The organism is Streptomyces sp. AC627_RSS907, assembly GCF_019049165.1.
The window spans coordinates 58,570-70,914 of the sequence record NZ_JAGMUE010000051.1; the positions used below are offsets into that span (position 1 = coordinate 58,570).

Here is a 12,345-nt window from a genome sequence, read left to right on the forward strand (position 1 = left end):
GTCCGGTCCCCGGCGGGCCCTTTTCGTCTGTTGTTCAACACTCTGTTGATTCCTGCCGCAAGGGGTTGACGTCACAGGGGACCCCCCGTCCAGCGTCGAAAAGCTGTACGTCATAATTGCTTGTGAATGTGAACGCGTTCACAAGCGTGTCCCGGTTGTGCCTGAGACAGGTGTGACATACACGCTCAAACTGCCGCTGACCACGGCGATGTGAGGAGAAGTGACGACGTGGACATGGCTCTGGCGCCGGAGACGCTGGCGCGATGGCAGTTCGGCATCACGACCGTCTACCACTTCCTGTTCGTCCCCCTGACGATCTCGCTGGCCGCCCTCACGGCGGGACTGCAGACCGCATGGGTCCGCACCGAGAAGGAGAAGTACCTCAGAGCGACCAAGTTCTGGGGAAAGCTCTTCCTGATCAACATCGCCATGGGTGTCGTCACCGGCATTGTGCAGGAGTTCCAGTTCGGTATGAACTGGTCCGACTACTCCCGCTTCGTCGGTGACGTCTTCGGTGCGCCGCTCGCCTTCGAGGCGCTGATCGCCTTCTTCTTCGAGTCGACCTTCATCGGTCTGTGGATCTTCGGCTGGGACAAGCTGCCCAAGAAGATCCATCTGGCCTGCATCTGGATGGTCTCGATCGGCACCCTGCTGTCGGCGTACTTCATCCTCGCGGCCAACTCCTGGATGCAGCACCCCGTCGGCTACCGGATCAACGAGGAGAAGGGCCGCGCCGAGCTCACCGACTTCTGGCAGGTCCTCACCCAGAACACCACGCTCAACCAGGTCTTCCACAGCTTCTCGGCGGCCTTCCTGACGGGCGGCGCCTTCATGGTCGGCATTGCCGCCTTCCACCTGATGCGCAAGAAGCACATCCCGGTGATGCGGACGTCGCTCCGGCTGGGCCTGGTCACGCTGGCGGTCGGCGGCCTGCTCACCGCGGTCAGCGGCGACACCCTCGGCAAGGTCATGTACGAGCAGCAGCCGATGAAGATGGCCGCCGCCGAGGCCCTGTGGGACGGCGAGAAACCGGCACCGTTCTCCGTGTTCGCCTACGGGGACGTCGACCAGGGGCACAACAAGGTCGCCCTGGAGATACCCGGGCTGCTGTCCTTCCTCGCCCACAGCGACTTCGACTCGTACGTGCCCGGTATCAACGACACCAACAAGGCCCTGCAGGAGAAGTTCGGCCCCGGTGACTACAAGCCCATCGTCCCCGTCGCCTACTGGGGGTTCCGCTGGATGATCGGCTTCGGCATGGCGTCCTTCACTCTCGGCCTGCTGGGCCTGTGGCTGACACGGAAGAAGTTCATGCTGCCGGCCCCCCTGCGGACCGGGGAGGACGAGGTGCCGCACCTGGTGCTGCTGCGCCGGCCGCTCGGGGCGAGGTTCACCCGCCTGTACTGGCTGCTGGCCCTGTGGACGATGGCGTTCCCGCTGATCGCCAACTCCTGGGGCTGGATCTTCACCGAGATGGGCCGGCAGCCCTGGGTCGTCTACGGCGTCATGCAGACCCGGGACGCGGTCTCCCCCGGTGTCTCCACGACCGAGGTCGTCATCTCCATGTCCGTCTTCACCCTCGTCTACGCCGTCCTGGCCGTCATCGAGGTCAGGCTGCTCGCCAAGTACGTCAAGGCGGGCCCGCCCGAGCTCACCGAGGCCGACCTCAACCCGCCCGCGAAGATCGGCGGCGACGCCCGTGACGCCGACAAGCCGATGGCCTTCTCGTACTAGGCCGAGGGAGCTGCACAGTCATGGAACTGCACGACGTCTGGTTCGTCCTCATCGCCCTCCTGTGGACCGGCTACTTCTTCCTGGAGGGCTTCGACTTCGGGGTCGGCGTGCTCACCAAGCTGCTCGCCCGGAACCGGGCCGAGAAGCGGGTACTGATCAACACCATCGGCCCTGTCTGGGACGGCAACGAGGTGTGGCTGCTCACGGCCGGCGGCGCGACGTTCGCCGCCTTCCCCGAGTGGTACGCCACGCTCTTCTCCGGTTTCTATCTGCCCCTGCTGGTCATCCTGATCTGCCTGATCGTGCGAGGGGTCGCGTTCGAGTACCGGGTGAAGCGACCCGAGGAACGCTGGCAGCGCAACTGGGAGACCGCGATCTTCTGGACCTCGCTCATTCCGGCGTTCCTGTGGGGCGTGGCGTTCGGCAACATCGTCCATGGCGTGGAGATCGACCGGGACATGGAGTACGTCGGCTCCGTCTGGGACCTGCTCAACCCGTACGCCCTTCTCGGTGGGCTGGTCACGCTGTCGCTGTTCACCTTCCACGGAACGGTGTTCACGGCACTCAAGACCGTCGGGGAGATCCGCGAACGGGCCCGGACCCTGGCACTGCGCGTCGGTCTCGTCACCGCCGCACTGGCCGTGGCCTTCCTGCTCTGGACCCAGCTCGACCGTGGTGACGGCAAGAGCCTCGTCGCGCTCGTGGTGGCCGTCGCAGCGCTGGTCGGCGCCCTGCTCGCGAACCAGGCGGGGCGTGAGGGCTGGTCGTTCGCACTGTCCGGCGTCACGATCGTGGCCGCCGTGGCGATGCTCTTCCTGACGCTCTTCCCGAACGTCATGCCGTCCACGCTCGACGCGGACTGGAGCCTCACCGTCACCAACGCCTCGTCCAGTCCCTACACCCTGAAGATCATGACCTGGCTGGCCGCTGTCGCCACGCCCGTCGTTCTGCTCTACCAGGGGTGGACGTACTGGGTATTCCGCAAGCGGATCGGTACCCAGCACATCGCCGAACCCGCGCACTGAGTCCGGACGGGTGGGTCTCACGGCACGCGCTCCACCTCGTGTGTTTCACGTGAAACCCACCCTCTGGACGGGAGGGCACGTTTCACGTGAAACCCATTGATCCACGTCTTCTGCAGTACGCCCGCGCCACCCGCTTCTTCCTGGCGGCGGTCGTCGTTCTGGGCGCCATCGGGGCCGGGCTGCTCGTCGCGCAGGCGATGCTCATCGCCGAGGTGGTCGTGGGTGCCTTCCAGCAGGGCATGCGGGTCGCCGACCTCAGCACCCCGCTCCTGCTGTTGGTGGCCGTCGCCTGCGGTCGTGCGCTGGTCGGCTGGCTCACCGAGCTGGCCTCTCACCGTGCGAGCGCGGCAGTGAAGTCGGAGCTGCGAGGCCGGCTGCTGGAGCGGGCCACCGTGCTCGGCCCCGGCTGGCTGAGCGGACAGCGGACCGGTTCGCTGGTCGCCCTGGCCACCCGCGGAGTCGACGCTCTCGACGACTACTTCTCGCGCTACCTGCCTCAACTGGGGCTCGCAGTGGTCGTCCCCGTGGCGGTGCTGGCCCGCATCGTCACCGAGGACTGGGTCTCGGCAGCCATCATCGTCGGCACCCTGCCGCTCATCCCGATCTTCATGGTGCTGATCGGCTGGGCCACACAGTCACGGATGGACCGCCAGTGGCGGCTGCTGTCCCGGCTGTCGGGGCATTTCCTGGACGTCGTCGCCGGGCTGCCGACCTTGAAGGTATTCGGGCGGGCGAAGGCGCAGGCCGAGTCGATCAAGCGCATCACCGGCGAGTACCGGCAGGCGACCATGCGGACCTTGCGGATCGCTTTCCTGTCGTCCTTCGCACTGGAACTGCTCGCCACACTGTCGGTGGCGCTCGTCGCCGTCACCATCGGTATGCGGCTCGTCCACGGTGACATGGCTCTGTACGACGGCCTGGTCGTGCTCGTCCTTGCGCCCGAGGCCTATCTGCCGCTGCGGCAGGTGGGTGCGCAGTACCACGCGGCGGCCGAAGGGCTCGCCGCCGCCGAGGGGATCTTCTCGGTACTGGAGCGGCCCGCCCCGGTGACGGGGACCGACCCGGCGCCGGCACACTGCTCCCTGTCCTTCGAGAACGTCACGGTCCGCTACCCCGGACGCGCCGCGGACGCCGTGACGGGCGTCAACCTCACCGTCGAGGCCGGGGAGACGGTCGCCCTCACCGGCCCCAGCGGCGCGGGCAAGTCGACGCTGCTCCACGCCCTCCTCGGCTTCGTACGTCCTGCCGGGGGGCGCGTCCGGATCGGCGGCGCCGATCTCTCCACCCTCGACCTGACGCAGTGGCACACGCGTGTCGCCTGGGTGCCGCAGCACCCGCACCTGTACGCCGGCACCATCGCCGAGAACGTGCGCCTGGCCCGGCCCGACGCCGACGACGCCGACGTTCGGCGGGCGCTGCGGGACGCGGGTGCTCTGGAGTTCGTGGACGCACTGCCCGAAGGAGCGGGGACCCTGCTGGGGGAGGGCGGGGCAGGGCTGTCCGCCGGGCAGCGGCAGCGGCTCGCGCTGGCCCGGGCGTTCCTCGCGGACCGACCGGTGCTGTTGCTGGACGAGCCGACGGCCGCGCTCGACGGGGGCACCGAGGCCGATGTGGTGGCCGCGGTGCGCAGGTTGGCGGAGGGACGGACGGTGCTGCTGGTGGTGCACCGGCCGGCCCTGCTGGAGGTGGCCGACCGGGTGGTGCGGCTGGAGGAACCAGTGCCCACCGCCGCGGCCGACGGCCCCCGGGGGGCACCGGCCGCCCGCACCGTCGAGGAGACCCCTGGAGCCCCTGGTCCGGCTTCCCCCCACGACCGTGCCCCCACGGCGGAGCCCCGGGGTGGCGTCCTCGCCAGGGTCCGTGCGATGTCCGCCGCCCGGCACGGTCGGCTCGGCCTCGCGCTGCTGCTCAGCAGCCTGGCGCTCGGCAGCGCCGTCGGTCTGATGGCCACCTCCGGCTACCTCATCTCACGGGCCTCGCAGCAGCCGCCGGTGCTGTACCTGATGGTGGCCGTCACGGCGACGCGCGCCTTCGGGATCGGACGAGCCGTGTTCCGCTACGCCGAACGGCTCGTGTCGCACGACGCCGTGCTGCGGATGCTCGCCGATACGCGGGGCGCCGTGTACCGGCGACTGGAGCGGCTGGCGCCCGCCGGGCTGCGCCGCAGCCGCCGGGGCGACCTGCTGTCCCGGCTCGTCGCCGACGTCGACGCCCTCCAGGACTACTGGCTCCGCTGGCTGCTGCCCGCCGCCACCGCGGTGGCCGTCTCGGTCGCGTCGGTCGTCTTCACGGTCTGGCTGCTGCCGGAGGCCGGTGCCGTGCTCGCGGTCGGTCTGCTGGTGGCCGGAGCCGGCGTCCCGCTGGTCACCGGAGCTGTCGCACGGCGGGCCGAGCGCAGGCTGGCGCCCGCCCGAGGTGTGCTCGCCACCCGGGTGACCGACCTGCTCACCGGCACCGCCGAGCTGACCGTCGCCGGTGCCCTGCCCGCGCGGGCCGCCGAGGCGCGGCGAGCCGACGGCACGCTCACCCGGATCGCCTCGCGTGCCGCAACCGCCACCGCGCTGGGCGACGGGCTCACCGCGCTGATCTCGGGCCTGACGGTCGCGGGTGCCGCCCTCGTCGGGGTCCAGGCGGTCGCCGACGGCAGGCTCACCGGTGTGGCCGTGGCCGTCGTCGTCCTCACCCCGCTGGCCGCCTTCGAGGCCGTACTCGGGCTGCCCCTTGCCGTGCAGTACCGCCAGCGCGTGCACAGGAGCGCCGAGCGGGTGTACGAGGTGCTCGACGCCCCCGAGCCCGTACGGGAGCCGGAGACGCCCCGGCCGGCGCCCGCGTCGCCGTTCCCGGTCGTCCTCTCGGGGCTGGTCGCGCACCACCCCGGGCAGGACAGGGACGCCCTGGCGGGGCTGGACCTGACCCTGGCGGAGGGCCGTCGCATCGCCGTGGTCGGAGCGTCCGGGGCGGGCAAGACGACGCTGGCCCAGGTGCTGCTGCGGTTCCTCGACGCGGACGCCGGCTCCTACACGCTGGCGGGCGTGGACGCCTACGCCCTGGCCGGCGACGACGTACGGCGGCTCGTCGGGCTGTGCGCTCAGGACGCGCACCTCTTCGACAGTTCGGTGCGCGAGAACCTGCTCCTGGCCGGCAAGGACGCCACGGAGGCGGAGCTGCGTGAGGCGCTGGCGCGGGCCCGGTTGCTGGACTGGGCCGACGGCCTGCCGGACGGCCTGGACACGCTGGTCGGGGAACACGGGGCCCGGCTGTCGGGTGGCCAGCGGCAGCGGCTGGCACTCGCCCGGGCGCTGCTCGCCGACTTTCCGGTCCTCGTGCTCGACGAGCCCGCCGAGCACCTGGACCTGCCGACCGCCGACGCGCTCACCGCCGATCTGCTGGCCGCGACCGAGGGTCGTACAACCCTGCTGATCACGCACCGGCTGGCGGGTCTGGAGGCCGTGGACGAGGTGATCGTGCTGGACGAGGGCCGGGTCGTGCAGCGAGGGACGTACGCGGAGCTGGCCGCCGTGCCGGGGCCGCTCCGGGTGATGGCCGAGCGGGAGGCGGCGTCGGAGCTCCTGGTGGGAGCACGGTGATCCCGGGGCGGGATGGTGAGGCAGTACATGATTCCTGGAGAATCCGACTGTCCAGGACAAAAGAGCATCATTAGGCTCGGCGTATGCCTCCAGCACCGCCCCCGGGCCCTCCGCCGCCCCGCGAGGCAGGCTCGGCCGCGTTTCTGGCACGGGTGCCGAAACTTCTGCACGCGATGCGCTCGGTCGGGAGCGGGTTGGAGTTGTATCCCAGGCTGAGCCGGATCTGTGAGGCCGCGGCCGACCTGACGGCCGCCCGGTACGCGGCCGTCGGCGTCGTCGGCGAGGACGGCGACGGTCTCGTGGACCTCGTCCACCACGGCGTCGACGAGGCCACCGTGCGGTGGATCGGCCACCTGCCCGACGGCCGCACGGGCCTGTTGGGTGCCCTCCTTCGTGAACCGGAGCCGGTCCGGCTCGCGGCCCTCACCGAGGATCCACGCTCGTGCGGTTTCCCCGAGCACCACCCGGCGATGCGCAGCATCCTCGGCGTCCCCATCCGCGTACAGGGCGAGATCTTCGGCAACCTCTACCTGACCGACAAGCGCGCCGGGGAGCCGTTCGACGACGACGACCTCGCCGTGGTCCGGGTCCTGGCCACGGAAGCCGGCATCGCCATCGGCAACGCGCGCCTGTACGAGGCCGCCCAGCAACGGAGCGCTGGATCGACGGGTCGGTCGCCGTCACCACCGCACTGCTCTCCGGCGGTGACTCCGACGACGCCCTCCAGGTCGTCGCCGAACAGGCCCGCCGGCTCTCCGGGGCGGCTGCCGGGATCGTGCTGCTGCCGGCCGTCGGGGGTGGCCTGGAGATCGTGGCCGTCGCCGCGCACCATCGCACGGACGCCCTGGGCCTGGTCATCCCTCCGGAGAACGGCATCGTCGCCGAACTCCTGGCCGGCCGGCCCGTTTTCGTGGACGACGCCGCGACCGATCCGCGTCTGGAGGCCGGGCCGGTGCGGGCCTACGGGCCGGTCATGCTGCTGCCGCTGTGCAGGGACGGGAGGGTTCTCGGCGTCCTCGGCATGCCCCGCGCCCGGGGAGAGCGGCCGTTCACCCGGACGGAACGCGCGCTCGGCGACCGGTTCGCCTCACAGGCCGCACTGGCGCTGATGATGGCCGACGCCCAGCGCGTCAGGGAACGGATCGCGGTATACGAGGACCGCGACCGCGTCGCCCGGGGCCTGCACGACCTCGTCATCCAACGGCTGTTCGCCACGGGGATGCTGCTGGAGAGCGCACAGCGCAGGTCGGTCGTGGCCGAGGTACGCGACGGAGTGGGCGGGGCCGTCGGCGAACTCGACGTCACCATCCAGGAGATGCGCTCGTCGATCTTCGCGCTGCGGCAACCTGCCGAGGCTCCCGTAGGGCTGCGCACCCGCGTACTGCGCGAGATCACCATGGCCGCCGGGCCACTGGGCTTCACGCCCTCCCACCGTTTCGTCGGCCCCGTCGACACCGCCGTGGGGGATCTGACCGGCAAGAACCTCGTCGCCGCGCTGCGGGAGATCCTGTCCAACGCCTTCCGGCACGCACACGCCACCCGGATCGAGATCGTCGTCGACGCGACAGCGACCCTGCCGGACGGCCGGGCGGGCGTGCGGCTGACCGTCGCGGACGACGGGGTCGGCATCCCCGAGGGCGGCCGGCGCAGCGGCCTGCACAACCTCGAGCGCCGTGCCGAGAGCGTCGGCGGCGTCAGCCGGATCGGTCCCGGCATCGGGGCGGACGGCGGCGGGACGACGGTGCTGTGGGAGGCGCCGTACTAGGAGGTGTTTGGGGTTCGGATCATGCGGTTGAGATGAGGTGCTTCAGCCACATGAGCGATCCCCGGAGGTGAAGTCCTGCCTCGTAGCTCTCGGGCGACTTGTCGTAGCGGGTGGCGAGCCCGCGCCAGGTCTTGATCTTCTGGAAGCAGCGCTCCACAGTATTGCGCTGCTTGTAGCGGTGCGCGTCGAAGGCTGGTGGCCGGCCGCCAGCCGAGCCCTTCTTCCGGCGATTGGCAGCCTGGTCGTCCTTTTCCGGGATCACTGCGGTGATGCCGCGTCTGCGCAGGTAGGCGCGGTTGGCCTTGGACGAGTAGGCCTTGTCGGCGGCCACCGCCCCGGGACGGGTGCGCGGGCGGCCCCTGGGTCCTGCGACGCGTACCCGGCCGAGCGCCACCTGGAACTGCGGGCAGTCCGCCGCCTGGCCCGGGGTCACCACGAGCACCAGCGGCAGTCCCGCCGCGTCGACCGCTGCGTGGACCTTGCTGCTCAGCCCGCCTCTGGACCTGCCGAGCCCGGCCGCCTTCGCCCGTGCCCGGCGACGGCGCCGTGCCGCGGACCGCTCCCGGTCCTCCTGCGAGTCGCCCGCGCCGGGTACCGGCGGCGGCGCATCACCCGCAGGACCGGTCCCTGTTCCGGCAGCGGAACCCCCTTTTCCTCGGTCAGTGCCTGTTCGAGAGCGTCCAGGGTCTCCCCGGCGACCGCCAGACCTGCCGATTCGTGATGGGCCCGCACGACCGTGGAGTCCACACTGACCAGTTCCAGCCCGACCTGCCCGCGCGCAGCAGCCTCGGCGATCAGACCGTCCATCAGCGCCTGGAACACCCCAGCCTTCGACCAGGCTCTGAACCGCGAGTACACCGTGGACCAGGGGCCGTAGCGCTCCGGGACATCACGCCAGCCACTGCCGGTGCGAAACCTCCACAGCACGCCGTTGAACTGGTCCCGCACCCGTCGAGGCAGCGGACCCGTCGCCGCCACCGGCAGACATCCCTCGATCAACTCCCACTCAGCATCCGTCACATCGAAACGCGCCACATGCGAGTACTACCAGCCCGGACCGACCGACCACCGAGCCTCGAAAAGATCCGAACTTCAAACAGCCCCTAGCGCACCACGGTCCGCGCTGCCCTCCGGGCGTGCTCGGAGTGGTGCCCCGTGTGCAGCAGCGTACTGAGCCGGCTGCAGCAGCCGTACTGAGCCGGGTGCAGCAACAGTTCCCCCACTCGCACGAGCCGGACGTGACCGTGCGCCCGTAGCGGGGCAACGATCGCTGACATGCACTCATTTCGCCGACGTCCGCTGCTGCTCCCGGTGCTCCTGTGCGCGCTCGCCGTGCTCGCGGCCCGCCCCGTCGACGCCCCGGAGGAGGACGACGGTTCCGGCCTCGGCGCGCGGGTGGTGCGGTTGTACGAGGACGCGGCCAGGACCACCCAGCGGTACGAGGACGGGCGGCGCGAGGCCGAGGCGCAGCGGGCGAAGGTCCTGGAGTACCAGAAACAGCTCGACCGGCAGCGGCGCAGGACCGACTCCCTGCACGAGGACCTGGGTCCCGTCGCCCGCGCCCAGTACCGCAGCGGCGGCGAAGTCCCGCTCACCGAGCCGTTGGTCCTCACGGACGACTATCCGGAGCCGGCACGCGGCCAGGGGGCTGCGGCGCCCGTCGACCCGGCCGTCGAGAAGGCCATCGGCGAGAGCCTGCGGGCCGAGGCGCGGCTCGCCGCCGACGCGGCCGAGGCGCAGGCGGCCCGGCAGGCGCTGGAGGAACGCAACGCCCGTCTGGCGGACCGGAAGAAGAGGATCGAGGGCAAGCTGCACGCCGCCCGGTCGAGGCTGGAGAAACAGGCGGAGGCGTCGGTCGCGGCCGGCTCGTGTCCCGACGCGGTTCGCCTCGGCCAGCCACATGTGCGCTTGCGCCGGTCCTGGGTCGCACCGGTGGAGAACTACGAGCTGTCGGCGCCATTCGGCAGAAGCGGGACCCGGTGGGCGAACCGGCACACCGGGCAGGACTTCGCGGTCCCGGTCGGGACACCCGTGCGGTCGGTCGGCACGGGCCGGGTGGTCAAGGTGTCGTGCGGCGGTGCCTTCGGCATCCAGGTCGTGGTGCGGCACACGGGCGGCTACGCCACGCAGTACGCCCATCTCGCAGCCCTCGCCGTCGGTCAAGGAGACCGGGTCGCCCCCGGGCAGTGGATCGGGCAGTCGGGCAGTACCGGGAACTCCACCGGGCCGCACCTGCACTTCGAGGTACGGGCCACACCGGCGGGCTCGGCGCTGGATCCGGTGCCGTGGCTGTCACAGCGCGGGGTGCGGCTCTGATCGGACCGGCTCGTGCCCTGGAGCGGCCGCTACGGCAGGTCCGCCAGTATCCGCTCGATCACGACCGCCACCCCGTCGTCGTTGTTGGCGACCGTCCGCCCCGACGCCGCGGCGATCACGTCCGGGTGCGCGTTGCCCATCGCGTACGACCGTCCCGCCCAGGTGAGCATCTCCACGTCGTTCGGCATGTCACCGAAGGCGATGACCTCCTCGTGCGAGATGCCGCGCTCGGCACAGCACAGGGCGAGCGTGCTGGCCTTGGAGACGTCCGGCCCGCTGATCTCCAGCAGGGCGCTGGGACTGGACCGGGTCACGTTGGCGCGGTCGCCGATGGCGAGGCGGGCCAGCGTGAGGAAGCCGTCGGGGTCCAGCTCGGGATGGAAGGCAAGGACCTTGAGAACCGGCTGGGCGCCGGCGTGACCGCCCGGCACGAGGATCTCCTCCGCGGGAGCGAGGTCGTCGGGAACCTCCACATGCAGCTTCGGGTACGCCGGCTCCTGGCGGAAGCTGTACGTCTGCTCGACCGCGTACACCGTGCCCGGCGCCGCCTCGCGCAGCAGCCGTACGGCGTCCAGTGCGTTCTCCCGGGGCAGCTCGCGGACCTTGACGAACCGGTGGGAGCCCGGCCCACCGTGCAGGTCGACCACCGCGGCACCGTTGCCGCAGATGGCGAGGCCGTGACCGTGGACGTGGGCACTGACGACGTCCATCCAGCGGGCGGGGCGGCCGGTGACGAAGAAGACCTCGATGCCCTCCTTCTCGGCGGCGGCCAGTGCAGCGACCGTGCGCGGGGAGACCGACTTGTCATCGCGCAGAAGTGTGCCGTCCAGGTCGGTGGCGATGAGCCGCGGGCGTATGGCGGCCGGGGTCTCGGGCTGTCGGGTCGCTGAGGTCACCCGGTCATTGTCACGCATATGCCCGCACGCTCGTGCGAGAGTCCGCACATCTGTGAGCTACGGCTCTCATCGGCGTCGCCCCGTTCCCCTCACCGGCATCAGAGGCCCTGCGGCTCACTTCAACTGCGACAGCGCCTCCATGGCGATCCGCTCGAAGATCTTGTCGTCCGCCGTGAAGTCCGAGTCGGGGATCGGCCAGTGGACGACGAGCTCGGTGAAGCCCAGGTCGCGGTGTCGGCCCGCGAAGTCCACGAAGGCGTCCACGGATTCCAGCGGTCGGCTGCGATCCGGTGTGAAGCCGGTGAGCATGACCTTGTCGATCTCGCTCACGTCGCGGCCGATGGCGGCGCAGGCGTCGGCCAGCTTGTCCGCCTGACCCCGCAGCGCCCGGTCCGACTGCTCGGGGGTGCCGCTCTCGTACAGCTTCGGGTCGCCGGTGGTCACCCATGCCTGCCCGTAACGCGCGGCGAGCCGCAGACCGCGGGGGCCGGTCGCGGCCACGGCGAACGGCAGCCGGGGGCGCTGCACACAGCCCGGGATGTTGCGCGCCTCGTGCGCCGCGTAGAAGTCACCCTCGTACGACACGGCGTCCTCGGTCAGCAACCGGTCGAGCAGGGGGACGAACTCGGCGAACCGGTCGGCCCGCTCCCGCGGCGTCCACGGCTCCTGGCCGAGCGCCGTGGCGTCGAAGCCGGTGCCGCCCGCTCCTATGCCGAGCGTGACCCGTCCCCCGGAGATGTCGTCGAGGGAGATCAGCTCTTTGGCGAGCGTCACCGGGTGTCTGAAGTTGGGCGAGGTCACCAGCGTGCCCAGGCGCAGTCGCTCGGTGACGGCCGCGGCGGCGGTGAGCGTCGGCACGGCACCGAACCACGGCCCGTCCCGGAAGCTGCGCCAGGACAGATGGTCGTAGGTGTACGCGGTGTGGAATCCGAGCTGCTCGGCGCGTGTCCAGGCCGAGCGACCGCCTTCGTGCCAGCGGCGGTACGGGAGGATGACGGTGCTCAGGCGCAGGCTCATGCCGC

At 70.9% G+C, this 12,345-nt stretch carries 6 protein-coding genes and 2 pseudogenes; 5 read left to right on the forward strand and 3 right to left on the reverse strand.

From position 1 onward, the window contains the following. Nucleotides 1–228: 228 nt before the first annotated feature. From KUM32_RS14065 to KUM32_RS14080, 4 genes and pseudogenes are all read left to right on the forward strand, one after another. On the forward strand, nucleotides 229–1,734 hold the full coding sequence (locus KUM32_RS14065) for a cytochrome ubiquinol oxidase subunit I (protein ID WP_217142199.1): 1,506 nt from the start codon (nucleotides 229–231) through the stop codon (nucleotides 1,732–1,734). A 20-nt stretch (nucleotides 1,735–1,754) separates the two neighbouring features. Continuing rightward, on the forward strand, nucleotides 1,755–2,759 hold the full coding sequence (cydB, locus tag KUM32_RS14070) for a cytochrome d ubiquinol oxidase subunit II (protein WP_217142200.1): 1,005 nt from the start codon (nucleotides 1,755–1,757) through the stop codon (nucleotides 2,757–2,759). 86 nt (nucleotides 2,760–2,845) lie between these two features. Then, nucleotides 2,846–6,346: a thiol reductant ABC exporter subunit CydD gene (cydD, locus tag KUM32_RS14075; protein WP_217142201.1), complete on the forward strand. Its 3,501-nt coding sequence runs from the start codon at nucleotides 2,846–2,848 to the stop codon at nucleotides 6,344–6,346. Between the two features lie 83 nt (nucleotides 6,347–6,429). Further along, nucleotides 6,430–8,111, forward strand: a pseudogene (locus KUM32_RS14080) (GAF domain-containing sensor histidine kinase). 19 nt (nucleotides 8,112–8,130) lie between these two features. Here the strand turns inward: KUM32_RS14080 and KUM32_RS14085 are convergent. Next, nucleotides 8,131–9,146: pseudogene (locus KUM32_RS14085) on the reverse strand (IS5 family transposase). 240 nt (nucleotides 9,147–9,386) lie between these two features. Between KUM32_RS14085 and KUM32_RS14090 the strand changes: the two are divergent. Continuing rightward, nucleotides 9,387–10,427: a M23 family metallopeptidase gene (locus tag KUM32_RS14090; RefSeq protein WP_217142202.1), complete on the forward strand. Its 1,041-nt coding sequence runs from the start codon at nucleotides 9,387–9,389 to the stop codon at nucleotides 10,425–10,427. A gap of 29 nt (nucleotides 10,428–10,456) precedes the next feature. On the opposite strand, the gene KUM32_RS14095 is transcribed toward KUM32_RS14090, so the two are convergent. Both KUM32_RS14095 and KUM32_RS14100 read right to left on the reverse strand, forming a co-directional pair. Next, nucleotides 10,457–11,341, reverse strand: a complete 885-nt coding sequence (locus tag KUM32_RS14095; RefSeq protein ID WP_217142203.1) for an HAD family hydrolase — start codon at nucleotides 11,339–11,341, stop codon at nucleotides 10,457–10,459. A gap of 96 nt (nucleotides 11,342–11,437) precedes the next feature. Continuing rightward, nucleotides 11,438–12,340, reverse strand: a complete 903-nt coding sequence (locus KUM32_RS14100) for an LLM class flavin-dependent oxidoreductase (RefSeq protein WP_217142204.1) — start codon at nucleotides 12,338–12,340, stop codon at nucleotides 11,438–11,440. Nucleotides 12,341–12,345 lie beyond the last annotated feature (5 nt).